Origin of the sequence: Fulvivirga sp. (assembly GCF_040218215.1) — a bacterium.
In the GTDB taxonomy this organism is placed as follows: domain Bacteria; phylum Bacteroidota; class Bacteroidia; order Cytophagales; family Cyclobacteriaceae; genus Fulvivirga.
This window is the reverse complement of record NZ_JAVJQL010000012.1, coordinates 92,552-116,924: the sequence shown is the minus strand read 5'-3', so window position 1 is coordinate 116,924 and position 24,373 is coordinate 92,552. Positions and strand designations below refer to the sequence as shown.

Here is a 24,373-nt window from a genome sequence, read left to right as displayed (position 1 = left end):
TTTTTTAGCACGGTTGTAGATCATTAGTTTGGCATTATGAAAAAAGTTTGTGTTTTATTAGTTTTTATTACTTCTGTATCATTTGGGCAGACAGGCCCGGCAGGGGTAGGTAATTTTGATGGTTCGAATGGTCAAAAGGAAAATATTATTTGGCTGGATGCCAGTACCCTCGGTTTGGCAGATGGAAACCCTGTATTAACCTGGCCTGATCTTAGTGGTAATGGAAATGACCTCATACAACAAGGGGCAGACCCTACGCCTCTTTTTGAAACCAATGGTTTGTTTAATGGAAATCATCCTGCCGTAAGGTTTGATGGATCAGAAAGGTATTTAACCCTTGCCGACAATAATGATTTGGACAACACCCTTTCAGGAATTACTGTTATAGCGGTTGTTTACAATGCCACTTTGGATGGTGCGGCTAGAGGAATCTATTCAAAAAGAATTTCGTCAGGATCCAATCAATCTTACAGTGCATTTACATATACAACACAACGTTTGAATTTTGATATTCACAATGGGTCAAACCAAAGGTTGGCATCAACTATAGGCCTTACCACAACGTCAGACTATATTTTTACCAATACCTATAGAAACAATTCGCAGCAAATATTTTTGCAGTCAGATGCTGCCGGAAGTGCATCCATTACCGGAAATATTTCTAATACAGGCTCACCTTTAATATTAGGTGCTTTAAATAATGATTACGGAACATATTTCGATGGCGATATCGCTGAACTTATTTTTTACAGACAAGGATTAAATGATGCTGAAAGGATTATTGTTGAGAACTACCTCGCTTTAAAATATAATATTACCTTGGGCAGCAATGCATATTATGGCGTAAGTGCTGCTTTTGATGCTGCCTTTGACAATGAAATCATGGGTATAGGTACTGCTAACGGAATAGAAAAATTTAGTCAGTCAGGGTTAAGCGATGCTTTGCAGATAGATGAAGTGAATGGAACGCTAAACAGCGCCAATGAGTTTTTAATGTTTGGTCATGATAATACTGCACATGCTGACGGTGTTACTGCCAATATTACGGTTGACCCGGGTGTTCTGGACAGTCGCTGGGCAAGAAGTTGGTTTTTGGAAGTAAATGGTAGTGTTTCAGGAGCATTGCGCTTCGATTTTGGAACAGCGGGTTTGCCTTTTTCTGGTGATGCCAGTGATTATGTGCTGTTGTATCGTGCCACCACTGCTGATAACTACACCAGGGTTCTCGTTGATTCCTATACAGTTGAAAATGGAGATCAGTTGGTAGCTAATTTAGGCAACCTAAGTTTACCTACAGGCTATTATACTATTGGGGAAGGTGAACAACTTACTACTAATAGTTGGTATTCTTATCAAACAGGCGACTGGAACGATCCTTTAACATGGACTACTATCTCTAATGGGTCACTTCGTGAGCCAGTTACTGGAGGTATTCCGGCTCCTGGTGACAATGTCACTATTTTATCTGGCAGAACAGTGACTATGGATAGTGATGATAATGATGGGGTAAACCTTACCGTTAATGGAAGGTTGGATGTTGGCAATACTTCAGGCCATAATTTCTTTAATATTTTAGGAAATGGAACTATCTCAATTGCAGGTGATGTATCGAATAATAGCAACTTTCCATCCGGATCCACTACAGTTTTTGCTGACTCGATAGTTGGAGGTACCGTTGAAATTGTAGGTACAGGTTTGAACTTGAATCAGGATAGGTTATTCAATAATGTAATTATTAACCTTACCGGAGCAACAGATGTTGCCACCTTGGTTGCAGATTTTACCATTAATGGGGATTTGACCATTGATAACGGTATTTTACAAATTAATGATAATATAACTGCTACATCACGCAGCATAACCACTTATGGTAATGTTCAGATCAATGCAACAGGTGAAATAAATGTAGGGACTGCTAATGCTCGCCATGAGTTCAATTTTTATGGTGACTTTTTAAATCAAGGCAGAGCAGAATTTACTAATCGTGTGGCCACTGATTATAATAATGAAGCCACGGACGGTATTGTAGATGCAAATTTTTTAAGTCCAACCAATAGTCAGACTATTCAATGCTTTGGAGTAACAAATTTTTACAGAATTGAAGTTGATAAAGGAACAGACCAAACTTATATTTTAGATATTGAGGCTTCTGACCCTGCCAACTTTAACTTGTTTGGGCCAGCTGATTATGGACATGGCTCAACAGCGCAACTAACAACCAATGACAATGCCCTGGGTCTATTACGTGGTACAGTAAGGCTAAACACTAATGTTGATGTACCAGTTTTAAATAATACCGGCAATTATAATATTTCTGAGGCTGCAAGACTTTGGGTAAATGGAGGTTCGGCTGCTAAGCCCACGGGTACAGCTATAGTGCCTTACGGAACAATCCAATTGTCAGGAGGTACGATTGATGCACCTATCAATAGCGGTATTACTACCAGGGCCAATGGAAATATTGTTGTTTCAGGTGGTATAATGACAGTTAGGCAAATAAGGACATCCGTAAATGGACCAACCAACATTGGTGGGTATACTCAAATTGATGGAGAAGTGTTTGTAACTGGTGGTTCAATCAGTAACGAATATTATGCATTTAGCCTCACCTATCCGGGCAATACATTTACAATGTTAGGAGGTACACTTACTGTGGCGGGCGCCCCAACTGGAGCTACTACAGGGGGTATTTTTATCGCCAGTGATGTCTCCAATCAGGATGTTAAAGGTGGTACGGTAGTAATGGAAATTAGTAATAATAACGATTTTAAATTAGCGTCACGTGCACCTTTTTGGAATGTCATTATGAGAAAAAGCGGAGGATCTGGTACCGAAGTGGATTTGATTACAGGTGCCTCAGGTACTGGTGGTAATACTACTAATATAATTAACCCAGATCTTAGGATACTAAATGACCTCACAATAGAAACTGGAGTTACATTTGACCATAATGGAAATGATGTTGAAATTGCAAGTAATTTCATTATCCAGACCAATGCTGATTATGTTTGGGATAATGGTAAAAGGAATACCACCACTATTAATGGAACAGATCACTCTTTGTTAGGTTTTTATAATAGAGATGATGTAAACACCACAGAGCAAAGGTTTTGGAATCTTATAATCGACAAACCTGCAGATAAGACCGTTTCTCTTGCTTCAAGCAAAACCGTTTTGACTGGTACCAACAACCACTTGTTAAGAATAGATGGTGATGCTTTTAAGCTCCTAAGTGGTATAGTAGATCAAGGATTTCATACCATAAGGGTTTATACAGATACTTTGGTAAATTATGGAATATTAACAATTTATAATCCTGCCAATGCGACACCGGCTAGTACTAGCAATGGAAATAATGACCAAATAAAATTTAGGCCAGATGATTTTGTATTGTTGACAAATGATGATGCCATTTTTGGAAATGTAAGATTAAATAGCACTTCTCAGGCTATAACACTTAGAAGTAATGTAAGGATAGACTATTTGGAATATTTGAGTGGGCGTATTGATCTTAACCAATATAATCTTAAAGTTGATAGAATAGAATTAAACCCTAATGCCCAAGCAGATTGGAATGGCTGTGGTGGATGCTTTTCTGTAGAAGACATGTTAATAATGAATGGTAGTGCTTCAGCGGGTGGCTTTAGTTTATATGTGCCTGATGATGGTCTGGACCCCTGGGATGGTGATGCCATTTTCGATTTCCCTATTGGCGTTGGAACGGATGGGTTGGATGTCGCACTCAGTGGAGGTAACTCCAAGTATACACCTGCAAGTGTTACATTAAGCGGTGTTACAGATGATGGTTATATTACTATCAGGCCTGTTGACCAGGTACTTGCAACAACAGATGGTTCAGGGGGAGATATTCTTTCATACTATTGGAAAGTTGATTTTGAAGACTTCACTACTCCTCCTACTGTTCAGTATCAATTCACTTATTATGATGCAGATTTGGATGGCTCAGGGAACGAAGCCTCATTTGTGGCAGGAAAAGTTTTGGAAATTAATCCTTATTCAAGAAGATATGAAGATGATAATACAACTGGAGTACCAGGTGTAGTTCAAAATGAAGGAGTAGATACAGGATTAAATACAATTACTTTTAATGGTGATGCTGATAGTGGTTTTACATTGGAAGAGGCAGCTTATACTGCAGGTGAGTCTGGTCGGTTTGTTGGGGCACCGCAAATTTTTTATTCAAGAAACACATCTCAGACAAATTGGACTAATACAAATGCATGGTCTTTATCCAGGGATGGTGGGTCAGCCGGTGATTACCCTCGTGATGGAGACATAGCCATATTGACTCGTGATAATGGCGGTGCAGGTGACCCTACCACATACGGTGCAGGTGTCTTTCAAATAACAAATGCAATAGGAGCTATAAATATCGCCAAACTCGTGTTTGATGATTATGATCCCATAAATAATAATTGGATTAGTGGTTGTCCAAGAGTTATTTTTGATATAAGTGGCGGTTATAATGCATATAATTCATTATTTGGTACTGTAGAGGTAACAGACAGGCACATAGATGGAGGTGTTCCACAAACAACTCATGGTGCTGTAATGCAATATAATATTAATTCAAGCTATACAGGTATTTTCCCTGGTGGTGACTTTGGTGATTTCAATGCTGATGAAAACGCCTTAGTAATATATGCTTGGGATGGTGGCACAGGTACAGCTACACTCTCGTCTAATGCCACGGAATATCCACTATTATGGTTTCAAGGAGGTAATTCTTCTAACAGAATAATTCAATTTCCAGATGTTGATGTAACTGTCAATGGCAGAGCTAATTTAAATGGTAATATGCTAATTCGTGTTAATGATGACGCTTCACGGACGTTAACGTTTAAAAACAATGTGGAAATAGGTTCAGGATGTTGTGGATCAGGATTCTTTGAATTTGAAGGTAATTCCACTGGAAATCAGACTGTAATCATAGAAGGTAACTTAAGTTTCAATGGCACTAATGGAGGCCAACTAAGATTAGTAAACAATAGCGCATCTAATACTCATAAATTGACTGTAATGGGGGATATAACGGTTCCCGGTACTGGTACAATCAACATGGGTGATGGAAGTAATTCGGTTATAGAATTAGAACTTGGAGGAGAAGGAACTAACAGTTTTACCAATTCTGGTTCAGTAACTTTACACAGAATAATAATGAATAAAGGTAATTCGAAGGATAATACATTTTCCTTTGAAGATTCCTTCACATTGAATGGCTTGTCAAATGGTTCTACCAAAGCTATTGAAATCCAAAATGGCACATTAATCTTTAATGATGCGGCTATAAATGTTGACTTAACAACTGGAGGTGATGACTTTTCAATACCTTCATCCGGAGGTTTACAAATAACCCAAGGTACGGCCAACGTGAGTGGTGACGATTCAGGTATTTCCCTCAATGGTTTATTAAGGATCAATGGAGGTACTTTAAATATGGATGATGCTGTTGGTAATGGCAATAATTACATTGAGTATAGTGCTTCTGGCAATGCTGTTTTGGAAGTCTCCTCAGGTACTTTGGATGTTGGCTCGCAAATAAGACCTATCACTTCTGCAAACACGGGTATACTAAAATACAGACAGACAGGCGGTGATGTGCGTATAGGAACTCAAGCAGGTACTGAGAACACCAGAGGGATGCTTCAAATCTATAATCCTGGCAGTGAGTTTACCTATACAGGTGGCACATTAACCATTGAAAGACATCAAACGTCTCCATCAATATCGGCACTTTACCTTGATCCTGATGTTTCTGATGTAACGAATTCCACCATTACTATTTTTAATACCAATACACCAGCAGGACAAACCAATTTCGGAATAAATTCGACTATCTCATTGGATAACTTGGTTCTTAATGGAACGAATTCACCAACAGCCAGAATAGAAATTAACCCACTGGCTATTAATAATAGCCTTACTATCAATTCAGGAGCAACTTTAAATGGTAATGGTATTAACCTGATTGTAGGAGGAGATATGGATAATGATGGAACCTACAATGCTCAAAATAACGAAACCATTTTTAATACTACTACCAATCAAAGCTTGACAGGTAGCGGTACAAATAACTTCTTCAGATTTACAAAGGAAGAGATCGGTACATTAAATCTGACTAATGCAATATCAGTTGGTGACCTCTTTACTATCTCCGATGGTGTTGTTGATGATAATGGATTTAGTATAAATCTATCCGCTGATGCGGTTATTGATGGCACACATGTTAGCGTTGGAGGTAATGGACTTGTGTTTAATGGTGCTGCAAATCAGGAATTGAGGAGAAGCACTGCAGGAACAGGTCAGGTAGGAGTAATAACTATTGATAATAATAATGGAGTGACTATACCAGATGGTAATGGATACAATTTTGATATTAGCGGTGGACTTAGGTTAGATGGCGGGGTATTTAATATTGGTGGAGCCTATATATTGTTTAGCACAAATGCGTCAATTACTCCCGTGACCCCTTTTTCAGTTACAAACATGATTCAAACCAATAGTTCCTTTGTAGATAGTGGAATCGGCAAACAGTTTACGGCAGGATTTAATCAGGATTTTACTTTCCCTGTTGGTCAAGCCTTTTATACCCCACTATCCTTAGATTTCGGAACTCCAGGAAATACTTTTGGTGCTACCCTAGGTGTTTTAACTGTAAGGCCTTCAAATGAGTTTCACCCAACCATAAATGATGGAAATGAATTAACCAGCCCTAATGATATAAGCAATGTTTTACAATATTATTGGACTCTAGAAGCTGGCGGTGTTAATGGTATGATAGCTGATATGTCATTGGTTTATGATCAGTCAGATGCCTTAAGTCTTGATGCGGGTTTTAATGAATCTGATTATATTGCTGCTAGGATATTGACATTCAACAATCCAACCAGTGAAATCAACAAGTTCACTGACGCAGCGGCAGTTGATGAGAGTACAAACACAATAATATTCAATTTTCCTGGTGTTGGTGATAATTCTATTTCTGGAGATTACTTTGCGGGAATCGATGATGCCATTCCTAATAATGTTGCTACTTACATAGCAGCCAATGGTGGTGGGAATGTCAACCTGTCATCTTCTTATGATGTTACTACACCTTTGCCAACTGATGGTGTACCACCATCTGGTGCAGTTATAAGGATACCAAGCGGTAATACTATCGTTCTCAACCAAAATGATATTAGGCTTTATAGAACGATTATTGAAGATGGTGGTATTCTTGAAATAGACAATACCAGCAACCATAGACTTGGGATTTTGGAAGGTACAGGAACCATGAGAATAGTTAGTGATGGTATTAATGCCAACTTACCTGCTTTCTCAGGTGATTTCTTGACATGTACCGGTGGAGGCTTGGAATATGCGGGGACAGGAAGTTATAATGTTTTAGGAGGTATTACTGAAATTAGAAACTTGACTTTCAGTGGTTCAGGTGACCGAAACTTCCCAAATAACAATATAACAGTTTGTTCTGATCTAACAATTGATGGTCCAACAGTTAATATGGTAGACGGTCGATCCGTGACAATTGATAGTGATTTTATAGTTCAGAATGGTCAGGTTAATTCCGGAACAGCCAGTATAATGATTGATCATAACCTATTGATTGCTGGGGGAGTCTTTGATGAAGAGAATGGAGGTTCTATTACCGTTGGTGGTGATTTGTTGATAGATGGAGGGACTTACAATTCTGGTTCGAGTGGGAATTTGTATTTAGAAGGTGACTTGTCCTATTCTTCGGGACTTTACAACTCAGGAATTGGGACTTCGAGGATAAGACTAGTGGGTTCAGGAGTTCAAAATATCACAGGGGATTTCACAGGTGCTAGTGCTTTTTATAGATTACAAATAGACAATAGTCTTAGTGTGATTTTAAACAATGAGATTGAAGTTAGTAGTATATTATACTTAACAAATGGCTTAATCAATGGTGACGTCTTAATGTCAGGAAACGTTAGCCCTTCGATTGGTAGAGCTTCCTCCTATGTATCGGGTAAAATAAGAAAATCACTTAACTTCAATTCTTCATTCACCTTCCCAATTGGAAGCATAAACCAATGGCGTCCGGCAACTGTCAATAATGTTTCAACTGGTGGTCTAACTTGGGAAGCTGAATATTTTGAAGGGGATCCTACTAGTGACCCTTTGGTAGATAACCTAAATGCAACAAACCCTGGTCAAATACTTACAATAAGTAGTGGTGAATACTGGAAAATATCTGACGGTAATGGGGCACCATCGGGTGTCACTGCTACGGTAGGTTTAAGCTGGGGCGTAGAAAGTGATGTGTCAAGTGTTTCATCAGAAAGGGAAGAGCTAGAGGTGATGGTTTGGAATGATGGGCTTTCATCCTGGGACAACCTAGGAGGAGGTAGTTTTTCTGGGGGACATGCAGAAAGTGGTGGGACTTTTAGTGCAACAACAACTGCTTCTTTTAGTGAAAATATTTTCACGCTTGGTTCGGGAGATTTAGCAAATCCCTTGCCTATTGTTTTAAAGAGCTTTACTGGAAGGAGAGAAGCTAATAACCATATATTGAAATGGGTAACAACTTCGGAAATAAACAATGATTATTTTGAGCTTCAACGTTCAGCAGATGGGTTAATATATGAATCCCTAGCCGTGATAGAGGGTAATGGTACAACCTTGGAGGAAATAACTTACAATTATATAGATTCAAATCCTCTAATTGGCAAAAACTATTATCAATTGGTACAAGTTGATTATGATGGAACAACAGTAATAGTAGATAAAAAGGTATTGCTGGAATTTGTTCCTGAAGATACTGACTTGCAATTCTCCATATATCCAAACCCTACTAATGAGTTTGATATTAATTTGAGGATTAAAGCAGACTCCAGAGATAACGTTGTTATAACTATGTTTGATCTTTATGGTAAAAAGGTGATGGAAAAGGTTGTTGAAACCTATGAGCTATTCGAAGACCTTAACTTGAAGCCAGATCAATCTCTACATCAGGGTATTTATTTAATTACTGTCGAGCAATTTGGTGTTAAAAAGAGCAAGAGAGTGATTATTACAAAGTAATATACAGCTTCTATAAGTTGATCATATTAAATAAACAGCAGGCAGAAATGCCTGCTGTTTCTGTTCTTAATCTGCTTTGCCCTAAGCTTATTTTTTGAAAGCCGTTATTTAAGGCTAATGCAACCTCCTCTAAAGTGAAGTCACCCTCAGGACCAATTAGCATTAAATACTTAGATGATTTTTGTGCCTTATGAACTAGGTGATGGGGGTTGTCCATGTCTACAAAGCCAATGAACTTATCAGAATTATTTTCAGTGTTGATGAAGTCTTTGAAAGATTGAATGTCGTTTAATTTGGGCATTGTGGCTTTTAAAGACTGTTTCATAGCACTGATGGCCTTCTTTTCAATCCGATCCATTTTGATGAGCCTGCGCTCTGAGTTTTGGCAGTTAATGAATGAAATTTCATCAATACCTATTTCAACCGATTTTTCAATGAACCATTCGATTCGATCAACGTTTTTGGTAGGGGCAATGGCAATGTGTATATAAAATTTTCTTGGATTTTCAGCTTGGGTTTCTATGACTTTTACCTGACATTTTTTAGGATGAGCATCCAATATCTGGGCAGTAATAAAATTACCCTTACCATCTATTATGGTAATATTGTCCTCGGCTTTTTTCCGCAGAACTTTAATGCAATGTCTGGATTCCTCTTCATTTAAAATGAATTGATCTCCAGACACATTTGGTTCATAGAACAGCTGCACTAGGCATATTTTTGATGTAACTCTTCAACAAAGGAAATGTATTCCTGTTTAGCATCTGACTGGCTCTTGCCTTTTAGTTCAGCCCACGCATCATGTTTAGCTATAGCCTTAAAATCAAAGCCGCCAGGTCTTTGTTCACCATTATCACCTTCGGTGGATTGTTTATAGAGCGCATAGAGCTTCAATAGCTCATCGTTAGCTGGTCGCTGTGTTAGCGTTTTAGATTTGGTTACCGCTGCTTCAAATTCTTGCATAATTGTTTAAATAAAAAAGGCCAGATATTTTACAACACCTGGCCTTGTGGTTTATAATTAATTTATCTTTTTTCCATTCCTACATAAGGGCGCAGATTTTCACCAACGTAGATTTGACGAGGTCTGCCAATTGGCTCATTGTTTTCTCTCATCTCTTTCCACTGCGCTATCCATCCTGGTAGACGACCAAGAGCAAACATCACTGTAAACATATCTACAGGAATACCTAACGCTCTATAAATGATACCAGAGTAGAAGTCAACGTTTGGATATAACTTTCTATCTACAAAGTACTGATCGTTCAATGCTTCTTGCTCAAGGCCTTTAGCAATGTCAAGTATAGGATCATTAACACCTAATTTTTCCAATACGTCATCCGCGGCTTTTTTAATGATCTTTGCTCTAGGGTCGAAGTTCTTGTAAACACGGTGACCAAAGCCCATCAATCTGAATGGATCATCTTTGTCCTTGGCTTTAGCCATCCATTTCTTAGTATCTCCACCGTCTTTCTGAATAGCTTCTAGCATGTTAATCACAGCAGAGTTGGCTCCGCCATGTAACGGCCCCCAAAGTGCGTTAATACCTGCCGAAATTGAAGCATACAAGCTGGCTTGAGAAGAACCTACAACCCTCACAGTTGATGTAGAGCAATTCTGCTCATGATCAGCATGAAGAATCAATAATTTATCCAACGCACTAGCAATAACAGGATCAACTTCATACTTCTCAGCAGGGAGAGCAAACATCATCTTAAGGAAGTTGCTACAGTAGTCCAGGCCGTTGTCAGGGTAGTTTACTGGATGACCAACCTCATTTTTGTAAGCCCATGCAGCAAATGTTGGCATTTTGGCCAAAATCCTGATAATACTCAAATTCACCTTGTCTGCTGATCTGTTAGGATCGAGCGATTCAGGATAAAAAGCTGTTAGTGCTGTTACCAAAGAAGATAGTACGCCCATAGGATGTGCATTAGAAGGGAATCCTTCTAAAATCTTTTTGATATCCTCATGAACGAGGGTATGAACTTTTATTTGGCTTTGAAAATCAGCAAGTTGCTCAGCAGTTGGCAACTCACCATAAATAAGAAGGTATGAAACTTCAAGAAAAGTCGATTTTTCGGCAAGCTCCTCAATTGAATAGCCTCTATACCTTAAAATCCCTTTTTCACCGTCAAGAAATGTGATAGCACTTTCAGTGGAACCAGTATTTTTAAAGCCAGGGTCAAGGGTAATTAAACCACTCTCAGCCCTTAGTTTAGCAATATCTATACCGAGTTCGTTTTCAGTACCTTCAACAATAGGAAGGCTGTAAGACTTGTCTTCAAATTTTATTTCAGCCGTTTTAGACATCTGTATTTACGTTTATATGATTACTCAAATTAGTTAAAATTAGGTCAATTAAAAACCAATTTAAAAGACTAATTGTTACCCAAAATTAAAGGCATTCCATCTTTACCACTACCAACGACTACCACTTTGCTGTTAGGGGATTTAGCTAACTCTAAGGTAGCTTCAATTCCTCGCATTTTTAATAATTCTGGCGTCAAACTACTATTTATTATTTTATTGGCAACAGCCTCACCATCAGCGGCAATTCGTTTTCTTTCAGCCTCACTTTTTTCCTTGTCTAATCTAAACTGGTAGGCAAGTGCTTCTTGCTCCTGTTTTAATTTATTTTCAATCGCCATTCTGATCTGCTCTGGAAGATTAATTGATCTGATTAATAACGCCTTCATTTGACAATTGTTTTCTTGCAAACTCTTTTCGGTCTCTGTTTTGATATTGGTTTCAACTTCACCTCTTTTGGTCGAATATATCTCCTCAGCGGTGAATCGTCCCATTACTTGTCTTACAGCCGACCTCACCTCTGGTATAACAAGTGTGTTGATATAGCCGGTTCCAAAATTCTCGTGCAAGAATCCAATTTCATCATATAAAGGGTGAAACCTTAGTGTAACATCAACATTGATGCTCAAACCATTTTTATCGAGCACATCCATTTTTTCCTCAACAGAATTCTCCTTTACGTCATAGACATAAAGGTCATTCCATGGTGCTTTCATACCAAAACCCTGCTGAATTACATTGTCCTTATCCAATCCACCCTGAAACTTTTTAAATATAACAGCACGTTCACCGGCATCAATGGTGTAGAAAATGCTCGAAGAGAGCCCCATTAACAATAAAAATGAAACAACAACTACTATTACTAGTGGTAAATATTTACGATTATCCATTACGCATTGCGTTTAAGTGAATGCCAAAATTGAGCAACAAATACTGAAAATCAAAGTCTTACTATTCACAAACACTTTTAACCTTTTCAAAGTCTTCATAATAACCAAGATTACCTGCCTGATTCCAGTCTTCGCAAGCGCCTATCTTGTTACCCATCAGGTGCTTACAGTTTCCTCTTTTTGAATAATAAGAACCATCATTATCATTCATAACTATTGCGGTATTATAATCTTCTAATGCTTTTTCATATTTCTCAAGTTGCTCATACGACCGTGCCCTGTAGAAATAGCTATCGGCATTTTGATAGTTTTTAATAACAGCAACATTGTACATGTATACAGCAGAGTCATAATAGCCCATGTCATGGAATACATTGCCTTTGTAGAAATAATAACCATAGAAGTCATTATTGACTTTTATCAAATCTGTCACTGCTTTTAATGCTGCTTTATATTGTTTGGCTTCATAAAATGAAATGAAACGATAGTAGTTATATTTTTCTTCGAAAGGTTTGAGCTTAACGGCCATATCATAATCTTTTATGGAACCATTAAAATCTCCCAACTCGTATTTCATTTTACCCCTTAAGATGTAGGAGTAAGCCGAGGTGTCGGTTGGGTTAAGTGAAATGTAATTCGAAAATGAATCTAATGCATCATTGAGGTTACCTTTATTACGAAAAGCGAATCCTTTATACATCCAGAGTATTGATAGCTCTGGGTTGAGGCTCTGGGCTTTATTGAAATCGTTTAATGCTTTGTCGAAATTATCTAATTTGAAGTAGGCAATACCTCTGTGGAAGTAAGCATCAGTTAGGTTAGGATCTAATTCGATACTTTGAGTAAGTAGGGATATTGCTTTTTGTTTGTCAACATTTAGATAACGATATCCACGATTAAATAAATCTTTTGCAGTCTCTTGTCCGTATAAGGAGATATTGATGAAGAATAGAAGAATGAAGGAAAATAAAATTGGCAGCGGCCAAACTTTAACGAACTGTTTCATGTTGTCACGTAGTGGATCATGTAAAAATGAATAAAAGCAAATATTTCTTACCCATATCAAATATTTTTTGTATCATGCGAAATTTCCCAAAAACCTACAATTTGTGATTGAATTTGGGAGAACTTGATGAGAATATGGGATTAAAAACTTTCCAAAAATATTTATAATCAATAGAAAAGAAGGGTAAATTAAAATTTTATTTACTCGCAAGTGTTAAGTATAAAGAGTAAAAGCAAATTAATATCAGGTAAATAGCAAGAATGAGACAATTAAAGATTACGCAATCTATCACTAACCGTGATAGTAGAACGTTAGAGAAGTACTTTAATGAAATTTCAAAAGATGAGCTTTTGACTCCTGAAGAGGAGGTTGATTTAGCTCAAAGGATCAGAGAAGGGGACGATGCAGCTCTAGAGAAGCTGGTGAAAGCGAATTTGAGGTTCGTGGTTTCTGTTGCAAAACAGTATCACTATTCCAACAAAATTCCGTTGAACGATTTAATTAATGAAGGTAATTTAGGCCTTGTTAAAGCAGCGAAGAGATTTGACGAAAAAAGAGGATTTAAATTCATATCCTATGCCGTATGGTGGATCAGACAGTCAATCATCCAAGCTTTAGCAGAACATTCAAGAATTGTAAGAATTCCTTCTAACAAAATTGGTGCACTTTCTAAAATTGATCAGGCATCTTCATTGTTGGAACAGAAATTTGAAAGAGAACCAACTGACGAGGAGTTAGCTGAGCTTCTTGAAATGACGATTGAGGAAGTACGAACTACTGTAAGATCTCAGACAAAACAAGTTTCTATTGATAAACCATTCTCGGAAGACGAAGGAAGTTCTTTGTTGGATGTAATGGAAGATGAGGATAGTAACGAAGTTGATAACATCGTATACAAAGACTCTTTAAAAAGAGAAGTAGGAAGGTTGCTTTCCACACTAACAGAAAGAGAAAGAGTTGTTATCAATCAATACTTTGGGTTGAGTGAAGAGCCTAGTCTATCATTAGAGGATATTGGTGAAAACTTAGGTTTAACTCGTGAGAGGGTAAGACAGATCAAAGAAAAGGCGCTTAGAAAATTATCTAAGAATCCTAAAAATGAATTATTGATTCCTTACTTGGCGAGCTAAGTTTAAATTCAGGAAAAACCATAAATGGATAAGGGGCATCAACTGATGCCCCTTATTTGTTCCAGCTTGTTTCTTTCCGTTTGAAGTTCTCTCCTGAGCTTCATTTGCTTCTCAAGCGCGGTTTTCTGATAATCAGCAAATTTCTCTTCCAGATTATTAAAAGCATTAATCTTCTCCCTGGCGGTAGATCTCCTTTCATTATACTTGAAGACCAAGAAGGCTATTAATATAAGAAGCGTTACAATAATCGTAAAGTTTAATACCTGATACGCAGTTTTACTTATAGGCAGGCCAAAAATTATAATGTGTTCTACACCAAACTCCAGGTCAAGCGTGTTAGCCTTACTTTCAGCTAGAGTGTTACTCAGCTTTTTTATTTCATCATCATGTGAGGCTATCTTTTTTTTAAGCTCGGTAATGGTAGTACTATTGGTTTTTAGCGTGTCAGTTACACCCTTCCAGAATCTATTGAGTTCATAAATCTTAATTACTTTGTACTCCTTAAAAGTCTCTGAATTGTCCCTCAAATCCGTGAATTGATCTTGAAGGTTTTGGGCGAAAGTGATTTGACTTAAGGAAAGGAGGGCAAAAGCAACTAAAAATCTCATGTTGGTTAATTATTAAAGCTTAAAGGTTTAAAACTAGGGATTGATGCCCTTTAAAAGAGTAGTGTAAGTGGCTTGATGAAAGAATTTTCGATTAAGCACCATATTCAACGATGAAATTCATTCCGTGAGTGTCACTGCTTTGTTAGGGCTGACCGAAAGGCATTGTTTGAAGACAGATATTAATATATATACTGGTTGTTTAAATCACATCTTTCTATCTTGGTCAACATTTTTAAAGATATGAGCAAAGTAACAGTTTCAAGTTATATGTCACATCCCTGGCACGGGATTTCAAGTGGCACGGATTCTCCTAAAATAGTTAATGCATTCATTGAAATGACTCCGGCTGATACCGTGAAGTATGAGATAGATAAAGCTACTGGTTTCTTGAAAGTTGACAGGCCACAGAAGTTTTCGAACATAGTCCCGGCTCTTTATGGGTTTATTCCCAGAACGTACTGCGCTGAAGAGGTGGCTGAATACTGTATGAAAAAGACAGGAAGACAGAATATATCTGGTGACAAAGACCCTATTGATATTTGTGTTTTAACCGAACGAAATATTACTCACGGCAACATTTTAATTCCAGCAATTCCTATAGGTGGATTTAGAATGATTGACGGAGGTGAAGCAGATGACAAAATTATTGCCATATTGAAAGGTGACGAGGTTTATAGTGGCTTTCATTCCATGGAAGACTGTCCTGACTCACTTATAAACAGGCTTAAGCATTATTTCTTGACTTATAAGCAGATGCCGGGCGAGGCGCCAACCAAGGAGACAGAAATTACCCACGTTTATGGTAGCGATGAGGCTCATGAAATTATTAAAAGAAGTATGAATGATTACAATAATCATTTTATAATAGAGAACTAATTTGATATTCAAAATTATATTGTTTAACATTTACACAAACCAAAAAAAACAAATCATGAAGTATTTAAGTAGATTATTTGTGATATCTGGTGTTGCGTTTTTGATTTCTTGCGGTGGCGAGAAAAAGGAAGAATCAACCGAAGAGACTACAGCAGCACCTGAAGAAGTAGTGGAAGTTGCTAAAAGTGAAGCGGTAGCAATGATCTCAAGTGCTAGCGGTAGTACACTTAGCGGTGAAGCAACTTTTGTTGATAACGGAGATGGCTCTGTAACTTTTAATTTAAACGTGACTGGTGCAGCACCGGGAGTACATGCCCTGCATTTACATCAAAATGGAGATTGCAGCGCTGATGATGCAACCTCTGCTGGAGGACACTGGAATCCTGCTGAAACTGATCATGGTAAAAGAATGGAGAGTGCTGCTTTTCATGCAGGAGATATTGACAATATGACTGTTTCTGAAGATAGCACGGGTTCACTTTCAATGGTTGTTAAAGGTTGGTCAGTAGGAGGTGCAGACAGCACTAATGTGATAGGGAGAGCAGTAATTATTCACGCCCTTGCTGATGACTTTACTTCTCAGCCTTCAGGAGCAGCCGGAGCCAGAGTTGGTTGCGGGGTAGTGACCGAAAAAATGTAATATTGTAAATCTAAAGAACTTTGACCCTGACATTAATTGTCAGGGTTTTTTTATACCCCACGCTTATCGCCATAAATATGAATATGGAGCCTGTCGGTATAGTTGTATCCATGTTTCTTGCATATTTCAATCAACCACTGTTGTTTTTGATTTAATGCAGCTCCATTAGTGCCTTGAGGCATTAGATATACATCAGAAGGATGGATATTGTATTTTGAGATTAGGTTAGTCACTTCATCAAGATCTTTAGGATCATCAATAACGAACTTGAAAGATGATTTATCAGATTTACTGAAGAATTTATATACATCCTCCTTTTCCCTTAATTGAACGCTATTGTCCGAGTTACTAAGTTTTGGTGAGACGTTATATTGATTTATTATAGAATCAAAATCAGGAGCTGGCTTAAGCGTACCATTGGTTTCAACCTCAATAAAATAACCATCATCATGCAGGAGTTGTGCAAGAATAGTTAACTCTTTTTGTTGCATTAGAGGTTCACCTCCGGTAAGAATTACCCTTTTGCATGGATGCTCTTTTATCTTACTCAACACTTCATCAGCATCAATCTCTACTATCCACTCTTCTTTTTTGTATTTTGAATAACCAGCCTTATTGTCATTTACATGTTTAAAGGGTGTCTTTTCCCAGTTCCAGGTATAGTCTGTATCACACCAAACACAATGCAGATTGCAGAGCGATGTCCTTACGAATATTGCTGGCTTACCCATGCTTTTACCTTCTCCTTGAATAGAATAGAATATTTCAGGACGGCCGTTAAGTTTTGCAAGTTTCACTGATGCAAAGTTATAAAAATGGAGTTAGCAGAATAGTATTGTATATTTGAAAACGATCAATTTAACTTCTGACCAAAGTCATAGATGTCAGAGCGTAAAATGTAGAATTTTGGCACCATGATCGAAACCTTGAACAAAGTAGATTCAATAACGGAATGCTTTCATTGCCATGAGCCTTGTAGAGCCGATGCCATCGAGTATGATAGTAAAAAGTTCTGTTGTAGTGGCTGCAAAGCAGTCTATGAATTGTTCTCTGAAGGTGAGTTGGCAGAATTCTATAAGAACAGGTCGTTTGATAAGCAAGCGGACAAATATGACTTCCTGAATGATCCCACTTTATCTGAACCATTCGTGTCGTTTCGATCAGATGATTATATCCGATTGAAATTAAAATTGCCTGCGATACATTGCAGTTCATGTGTATATGTACTGGAGAACCTTCACAAAGTAGATAAGGGTATAAAGAGCGTTACAACTAATTTTGTAAAAAAAGAGGCAGATATTCTAATTCAACCTGATCAGATTAGTTTGAGCAACCTATGTCAACTATTGGATTCTATCGGATATCAACCTGACTTGAGCCTTGATTCAGGAGAGGGGGTAGAAACCAAGAAAATGAGTGAGCTCAGTTTGCAGATAGGAGTGGCTGCATTTTGCTTTGGTAATATCATGCTTTTAAGTTTTCCAGAATACTTGGGCATAGATGGTCAGGACGGTGAATTTATTCGTTTTTTTGGTTGGTTGAGCATTGTGCTGTCAATACCCACCATGGTGTATGCTGCTAAACCCTACTTTGTTAACGCATTTTCAGGATTAAGGCAAGGATTTTTTAATATTGATATACCTATAGTACTAGGTATACTCACACTTTTTTTTAGAAGTGCCTATGAGATCGTAACATCTATTGGCCCGGGATACCTTGACTCACTATCAGGACTTGTTTTCTTTCTATTGATTGGAAGGTGGTTTCAAAGTAAAACCTATCAGTCCATGTCTTTTGAGCGGGATTATAAATCTTATTTTCCATTATCAGTATTGAAAGTGGCGGAAGATGGGGAGATGTCTATTGGTGTCAATGACATAAAGATTGATGACCAGTTGATAATAAGAAATGAAGAAATAGTACCTACAGATGCAGTGCTATTGTCTGATTCCACTTCTATTGATTATAGCTTTGTCACTGGTGAAGGGGCTCCTGTTATGGTTACCAAAGGAGAGTTGATATATGCAGGGGGGAGGTTAAAAGGCGGCCGGATAGCAGTTAGGGTAAGAAAGGAATGTTCCCAAAGCTATTTGACCAGTCTATGGAACAATCAGGTCTTTAAAGAAGAGAAACTGACATATGCAGAAGAGCTGACCAATAGGATAAGCAAGCATTTTACTACTATCATTTTGTCTATTGCTGTACTAGGTGGTGTTTTCTGGTATTTTACAGCTCCCGATAAGATGTGGCAGGTAGTTGCTGCTACTTTGATAATAGCCTGTCCTTGTGCTTTAGCACTGTCGGCACCGTTTACAAATGGCAATGCCTTGAGAGTTTTTGGGAGGCATGGTTTCTATTTGAAGAAGGCTGCTTTAGCAGAGCGGTTAGCAGAGATCGATACAGTGGTATTTGACAAGACCGGAACAATTACCAGTTTAAAAAGTATAGAGGCTATCTATAATGGAGCTGATTTGGATGAAACTTCCATCAAGATTATAAGTACGATGACTAAAAACTCGACACACCCTTTAAGCAGGGCTATAACCGCATATTTTAAGGGGCTGGATGGAGTTGTTGATTTGGATTATTTTGAAGAGCTGTCAGGGAGGGGGATATTTGCCCAATACATGGGTGCAGATTACTATTTAGGTTCATCTGGTTGGTTAGGTATAAAAGAAGAAGATAATTTAAATACATCGGCAGTATATTTTAAAGTAGATGATGTAGTTATAGGTCATTTTCAAATCAAACATGCGTATAGAAAGGGTATTAATGCCCTGTTAAAAAGTTTAGGCAAGGAGCAATCCTTACAACTAATCTCCGGAGATAATGCTAATGAGCAAGAATACCTTGAAGGGATATTTCCAGAAGGGACAAAATTTTATTTTAATAAGAAGCCTTTAGACAAACTAAATCTTATTGCCGAATTGCAAGAGCACGGCAATAAAGTGATGATGATAGGAGATGGATTAAATGATGCAGGTGCTCTCAGGCAAAGTGATTTTGGTATTGCTATTACAGATGACGTTTCTAATTTTTCTCCTGCTTGTGACGCCATCCTTACCGGAAATGAGTTGAATAGCCTTGATAGGTTTTTAAAGTATGCCCGCAAGAGCAAACAGGTTATATTTGGTAGTTTTGCTTTATCTTTTGCTTATAATTTAATTGGAATCTCTTTGGCCCTTTCAGGGATGCTGACTCCAATTCTAGCCGCTATACTAATGCCTGTAAGCAGTATCTCTGTTGTTTTATTTACTACCTTGAGGGGTAACTATTTAGCCAAAAAATTAATGTTGTAGTTATGTCAGTTATATACATTCTAATTATTCTAAGTGTGGTGGTAGCGGGCACTTTCCTGGGGCTCTTTATATGGGCGAATAAATCTGGCCAATATGATGATACTACTACACCTTCAATGCGAATGCTTTTTGATGATAAAAAGCCTGATGCAGAAAAATAATTTACTCAGGTAAATCCTTTACTTTTCTTTCAGGAAAGTCCTTTAATGCTTTTTCAACACCTTTTTTCGCATCTAGTGTATTCATTGTAGGATATTTAGGTAGGTATTTTCTGGTGACTGACCTCCAAATAATTTGGCCTTTTTCACGATCAGCAATATCAAGGATCAATGTTCCTTTAAGAAAGTGATAGTAGTTGTCTCTTTCTTGATAATGCTCCCATAATGGTAGCGCTTCTTCATGCACAATGGCAGCTATTGCAGAATCTTCTTCCAACACTATTTTGAAATCAACCAGAAGGTCAGATTTGTCATCGCCCTGAATATATCCTTTGTTTTGCATCTCCACAGCTATGAGGTTAACCATCTCATCAATGGCTTCTTTAGAATATATATAGTCAGGCCCTTCAAAGGTTGGTGTGCATCCATTCATCCAGCACCAGGTGGAGTATTTGCTAAAATCTGCATTTGGATCTTTACTACTATGCATTTTTAATTCAGCACAGCTAAGTAGTAAAACAAAGGAAATGATAAATAGGCGTTTCATTTTTTATTTAAAACTAACCCTTTAATAAAATATCGAGTTTGAGAACTATCAAATGGAGAGCTGATTTACGTCAGTTTTTCATGGTTTTGATCTTCTCATCTTTGAAGTATAGAATTCTAATGACAAATGATTAAAGACTGTATTTTATGAATATTCCGGAGTCCCTTATAAACAAATATAATGTGCCAGTACCTAGATATACTAGCTACCCCACTGTGCCTTTTTGGGAAGAAGGAAAATTCAGTACGAGTAGCTGGTTAAGCTATGTGAAACAAACCTTTGATGAAACAAACGCAACTGAAGGCATAACCTTATATATTCATCTGCCATTCTGTGAAAGTCTATGCACCTACTGTGCTTGCAATACCCGAATCACAAAAAACCATTCTATTGAGGAGAATTATATCAACATCCTTCTTAAAGAGTGGGAGATGTATTGCAATACCTTTGAAAAGAAACCAGTCATTAGGGACCTGCATTTGGGGGGCGGAACCCCTACATTTTTCAGTCCAGAGAATCTCTCGAAGCTTTTAAATGGTATCTATTCAAAATCTATTTTACACCCTCAATTTCTATGTTCATTTGAGGGACATCCTAACAACACTACTTTTGAACACCTTGAGGCACTTTATAACGCAGGGGCAAGACGTGTGAGCTATGGGGTTCAGGATTTGAATTTAAAAGTTCAGCAAACCATAAATCGAGTGCAGCCATTTGAAAATGTAAAACTTGCCACTGACAATGCCAGAAGGATAGGGTTTGAATCGATTAATTTTGATTTGATCTACGGTCTTCCTTTCCAGACGGAAGAAAGTGTGATTGAGACCATAGACGCGGTAATTTCTTTAAAACCAGAGAGGATCGCATTTTATAGCTATGCCCACGTGCCGTGGAAACGCCCTGGGCAAAGAGCCTACACGGAGGCAGATTTGCCCAATAATGATTTCAAAAGAAAGCTATATGAGGTAGGTAAGGATCGTTTATTGGAACATGGCTATACTGATATTGGTATGGATCACTTTGCCCTTCCTGCTGACCTACTTTACAAAGCCTATCAAAATAAAAGCATGCATCGTAATTTTATGGGTTATACCCACGTGAGAACCGATTTGCTTATAGGGTTGGGTGCTTCGGCAGTGAGTGATGCCAAATATGCTTATGCACAAAACGCAAAAAAAGTTGAAGACTACTGCGATATGATTAATGATGGTGGCGTGGCAGTAATAAAGGGGCATGTGCTAACCAAAGAAGATTTAAAGGTTAGAAAGCAAATATTGGAGATAAGCTGTAATGGTGAGTTGCTATGGAATGATTATGTAGATACACTGGATTTAAATATTCTTATTCAGCTAAACGCAATGCATGCTGAAGGACTGATAAAACTGTATCAGGGAGGGTTTAGGGTCACGGAATTAGGGATGGCCTTCCTAAGGAATATTTGCCTTGTATTTGATCGGAGATTAAGTAACCATCAAGGCAGTGAAGGCAAACCTATGTTTAGTCAGGCGATTTGAGATATCAAAAATTTAATAAAATGAGATTTACAAAAAATACTATACTAGTGCCTGTCAATTTTAGCGACTATGCTAACAAGGCATTGAAGGCAGCAATTGATATTGCGGTTAAATGGAAGTCAAAACTTGTACTTTTCCATGTCGTCAATATTCCAAATTATGCAGGGCTCGATTTGCAGGCCAGATCGGTGTTTACTGAGAGTGTAAAGGAAACCGTTCTGCAAAAAATGAAAGACCTTTCTTTTAAAGCTTTCGATCAGGGAATAAATATTGATATTGAATTAGCTTATGGCCAGCCAGGTCTAGAAATATTAAAGTATATCAAAGAAGAAAACATCGGGTTGGTTGTTTTGGGAGCCAAATCTTACAAGAAAATGGATGAAATGTTAGGTGGTTCTTCCATGGAAAGATTATTGAGATATTCAGTGTGTCCCATACTTACTGTGAGGGGAGATGTTGTGGCAGCAGATGTTAAAGACATTGTTTATGCCACTGATTTGGGATACTCTCAACCCTTTATTCTTACTGAATTGAAAAAGATTCAGGAGGTTTTTGGAGCTAAACTCCATGTTCTAAAGGTAAATACAAAAGACAACTGGAAATCAGACGAGGAGCTTGAAAAGCAATTTTTGAAGTTTAACCAACTTCACGACCTCAAAAATTATGTATTCAAAATAACCAATAGTGAGACTGTTGAGCAAGGTATTTTACATTATTACAAGACAATAGATGCTAAAATGATAGCCATGCCTACTCATAGCTTGATTGATAAGTCTGCCGATGTCAAAAATTACTTTATAACAGAGCGGATATTCCTTGATAACCCAACGCTGTTTTGGTCATGCATTAATGATCACTAGTCATAAATTATTGAAAGGTATCCTGTCATAAATCAGAAGCCAAAGAACATGGCTTGGTAAAAAAACTAAAGTGTTATGATTCCCCAGAACCTGTTAGAAGAATATAATGCCAGAATAGTAAATCTACCGAAGGATACCATCATTTTTAATCAGGGCAAACCTGCATATTATTATTTTCAGGTAATACATGGCGAAGTAAAAATGGCTCATTATAATGAGGATGGGCAAGAGTTTATACAGGGGATTTTTAATAATGGGATGAGTTTTGGGGAGCCCGCACTCTTTGGAGAATTTACTTACCCATGTAGCGCAGTAACCATTAAGGATACATCAATTGCCAAAATGAGATCTGATGATTTTTTTAAACTGCTTGAAAATAATTTCGAAATACATAAGAATTTTAACCGCGTTTTATCGAAAAGGCTAAGGTATAAAGGTATTATACTCAATGAAATCTCATCTTATCCTGCAGCTCATAGGATACAGACCGTTTTGAAATACCTTAGAAATAAATACGGTTGTGAACAAGAGCCCTTTGAAGTGCCGTTTACAAGACAACAAATAGCAGATATGACAGGTCTTAGGGTTGAAACAGTTATAAAAACCATCAAACAGCTATCTCAAAAAGATGAGCTAAACATTCAAGACCATAAGGTAGTATTAAAATAACACCGCCTTCCTTAATTTCTTCATGCGTATGATCTAAGTCATAAGAGAACTATTCTTTGATCCCGAATTTTGATCAAGAATCAAAGCAATAGTAATATGAAAAACATTGAAGATGTAAAAGTTGGAGACCTCGTGGTTTCCAATTATAAGTACGCAGATGTCTTTATGAAATATGGAATTGACTTCTGCTGTGGAGGAGGAGTATCCCTCCGGAATTCCTGTGACATGAAACAAGTCAGTCTAGATGCAGTTGTAGATGAGCTTCAAAGAATTGAAAGTCAAAACTTGGTTCAGAATGAATCAAACATGACACTTGACCAGCTTATTGACCATATTGAAAGCAAGCATCATTCATATGTAAGAGAGTCTCTACCAGTACTAATAAGTTATTCTGATAAAGTAGCGAAAGTTCATGGAGTAAAGTACAGTGAACTTTTGGAAATAAGGGTTCTCCTTAATGAGCTGGAAAATGACTTGATGCCTCATTTAAATAAGGAAGAGGTTATTTTATTTCCCTATATCCGTCAAATGTTAGGGGACTCCTCACTACTAACCTTGCCGATTGACAGTGTTCGTAGTCCTATTGAGGTAATGCTTCATGAACATGACAGTGCTGGCGATATTTTAAAGAGTATAAGGGCATTAACAAACAACTACCGATTGCCTGAGGATGCTTGTACCACTTATAGGGCATTTTATAGACTACTTGAAGAGTTTGAAAGTGATTTGTTCAAGCATATCCATTTAGAAAACAATATCCTTTTTCCAAAGGCCATTGAGCTCGAAAACGCTTAAAAA

The 24,373-nt window shown here is 37.6% G+C and carries 18 protein-coding genes; 10 read left to right on the top strand and 8 right to left on the bottom strand.

Annotation, left to right across the window (positions count from 1 at the left end; genetic code table 11):
* Positions 1-36 precede the first annotated feature (36 nt).
* Positions 37-9,069, top strand: coding sequence for a T9SS type A sorting domain-containing protein (locus RIB54_RS06665; RefSeq protein ID WP_350099929.1), 9,033 nt, complete (start codon positions 37-39; stop codon positions 9,067-9,069).
* Positions 9,070-9,079: 10 nt separating this feature from the next.
* On the opposite strand, the gene RIB54_RS06660 is transcribed toward RIB54_RS06665, so the two are convergent.
* The 5 genes from RIB54_RS06660 to RIB54_RS06640 all read right to left on the bottom strand — a co-directional run bounded on the left by RIB54_RS06660 (position 9,080) and on the right by RIB54_RS06640 (position 13,274).
* On the bottom strand, positions 9,080-9,778 hold the full coding sequence (locus RIB54_RS06660; RefSeq protein WP_350099927.1) for a 16S rRNA (uracil(1498)-N(3))-methyltransferase: 699 nt from the start codon (positions 9,776-9,778) through the stop codon (positions 9,080-9,082).
* The gene (locus RIB54_RS06655) at positions 9,778-10,032 is read right to left on the bottom strand and encodes an acyl-CoA-binding protein (protein WP_350099925.1); all 255 of its coding nucleotides are present in this window, start codon (positions 10,030-10,032) and stop codon (positions 9,778-9,780) included. Before RIB54_RS06655 ends, RIB54_RS06660 begins: the two co-directional genes overlap by 1 nt.
* Positions 10,033-10,094: 62 nt before the next feature.
* Entirely contained in the window at positions 10,095-11,381 is a 1,287-nt protein-coding gene (locus RIB54_RS06650) for a citrate synthase (RefSeq protein WP_350099923.1), read from the bottom strand.
* Positions 11,382-11,449: 68 nt separating this feature from the next.
* The gene (locus RIB54_RS06645) at positions 11,450-12,268 is read right to left on the bottom strand and encodes a prohibitin family protein (protein ID WP_350099921.1); all 819 of its coding nucleotides are present in this window, start codon (positions 12,266-12,268) and stop codon (positions 11,450-11,452) included.
* A 61-nt stretch (positions 12,269-12,329) separates the two neighbouring features.
* A complete protein-coding gene (locus RIB54_RS06640; RefSeq protein WP_350099919.1) occupies positions 12,330-13,274 on the bottom strand; it encodes a tetratricopeptide repeat protein in 945 nt (314 codons plus the stop codon).
* Between the two features lie 260 nt (positions 13,275-13,534).
* On the opposite strand from RIB54_RS06640, the gene RIB54_RS06635 reads away from it, so the two are divergent.
* Positions 13,535-14,404 carry a sigma-70 family RNA polymerase sigma factor gene (locus RIB54_RS06635; protein WP_350065842.1) on the top strand — a complete coding sequence of 290 codons (870 nt, stop codon included), beginning with the start codon at positions 13,535-13,537 and terminating at the stop codon, positions 14,402-14,404.
* 38 nt (positions 14,405-14,442) lie between these two features.
* Here the strand turns inward: RIB54_RS06635 and RIB54_RS06630 are convergent, their stop codons facing one another.
* A complete protein-coding gene (locus tag RIB54_RS06630; protein WP_350099917.1) occupies positions 14,443-15,012 on the bottom strand; it encodes a hypothetical protein in 570 nt (189 codons plus the stop codon).
* 240 nt (positions 15,013-15,252) lie between these two features.
* Between RIB54_RS06630 and RIB54_RS06625 the strand changes: the two genes are divergently transcribed.
* Together RIB54_RS06625 and RIB54_RS06620 are read left to right on the top strand one after the other, a co-directional pair.
* Entirely contained in the window at positions 15,253-15,888 is a 636-nt protein-coding gene (locus RIB54_RS06625) for an inorganic pyrophosphatase (RefSeq protein WP_350099915.1), read from the top strand.
* Positions 15,889-15,943: 55 nt separating this feature from the next.
* Positions 15,944-16,528, top strand: a complete 585-nt coding sequence (locus RIB54_RS06620) for a superoxide dismutase family protein (protein ID WP_350099913.1) — start codon at positions 15,944-15,946, stop codon at positions 16,526-16,528.
* A 50-nt stretch (positions 16,529-16,578) separates the two neighbouring features.
* Here RIB54_RS06620 and RIB54_RS06615 read toward each other — a convergent pair whose 3' ends face one another.
* On the bottom strand, positions 16,579-17,325 hold the full coding sequence (locus tag RIB54_RS06615) for a 7-carboxy-7-deazaguanine synthase QueE (RefSeq protein ID WP_350099910.1): 747 nt from the start codon (positions 17,323-17,325) through the stop codon (positions 16,579-16,581).
* Positions 17,326-17,442: 117 nt separating this feature from the next.
* Between RIB54_RS06615 and RIB54_RS06610 the strand changes: the two genes are divergently transcribed.
* Positions 17,443-19,827, top strand: coding sequence for a heavy metal translocating P-type ATPase (locus RIB54_RS06610; protein ID WP_350099908.1), 2,385 nt, complete (start codon positions 17,443-17,445; stop codon positions 19,825-19,827).
* A 2-nt stretch (positions 19,828-19,829) separates the two neighbouring features.
* Complete coding sequence (ccoS, locus tag RIB54_RS06605; RefSeq protein ID WP_350064714.1) at positions 19,830-19,988, top strand: cbb3-type cytochrome oxidase assembly protein CcoS; 159 nt, start codon at positions 19,830-19,832, stop codon at positions 19,986-19,988.
* Between the two features lies 1 nt (position 19,989).
* On the opposite strand, the gene RIB54_RS06600 is transcribed toward ccoS, so the two are convergent.
* A complete protein-coding gene (locus RIB54_RS06600) occupies positions 19,990-20,532 on the bottom strand; it encodes a DUF4136 domain-containing protein (protein WP_350064712.1) in 543 nt (180 codons plus the stop codon).
* Positions 20,533-20,678: 146 nt separating this feature from the next.
* Between RIB54_RS06600 and hemN the strand changes: the two genes are divergently transcribed.
* The 4 genes from hemN (at position 20,679) to ric (ending at position 24,370) form a co-directional block, all read left to right on the top strand.
* Positions 20,679-22,046, top strand: coding sequence for an oxygen-independent coproporphyrinogen III oxidase (hemN, locus tag RIB54_RS06595; RefSeq protein ID WP_350099906.1), 1,368 nt, complete (start codon positions 20,679-20,681; stop codon positions 22,044-22,046).
* A 20-nt stretch (positions 22,047-22,066) separates the two neighbouring features.
* Positions 22,067-22,906: a universal stress protein gene (locus tag RIB54_RS06590; protein ID WP_350064708.1), complete on the top strand. Its 840-nt coding sequence runs from the start codon at positions 22,067-22,069 to the stop codon at positions 22,904-22,906.
* Between the two features lie 75 nt (positions 22,907-22,981).
* The gene (locus RIB54_RS06585; protein WP_350099904.1) at positions 22,982-23,575 is read left to right on the top strand and encodes a Crp/Fnr family transcriptional regulator; all 594 of its coding nucleotides are present in this window, start codon (positions 22,982-22,984) and stop codon (positions 23,573-23,575) included.
* Positions 23,576-23,671: 96 nt separating this feature from the next.
* The gene (gene ric / locus RIB54_RS06580; protein WP_350099902.1) at positions 23,672-24,370 is read left to right on the top strand and encodes an iron-sulfur cluster repair di-iron protein; all 699 of its coding nucleotides are present in this window, start codon (positions 23,672-23,674) and stop codon (positions 24,368-24,370) included.
* The last annotated feature ends 3 nt before the right edge of the window (positions 24,371-24,373 follow it).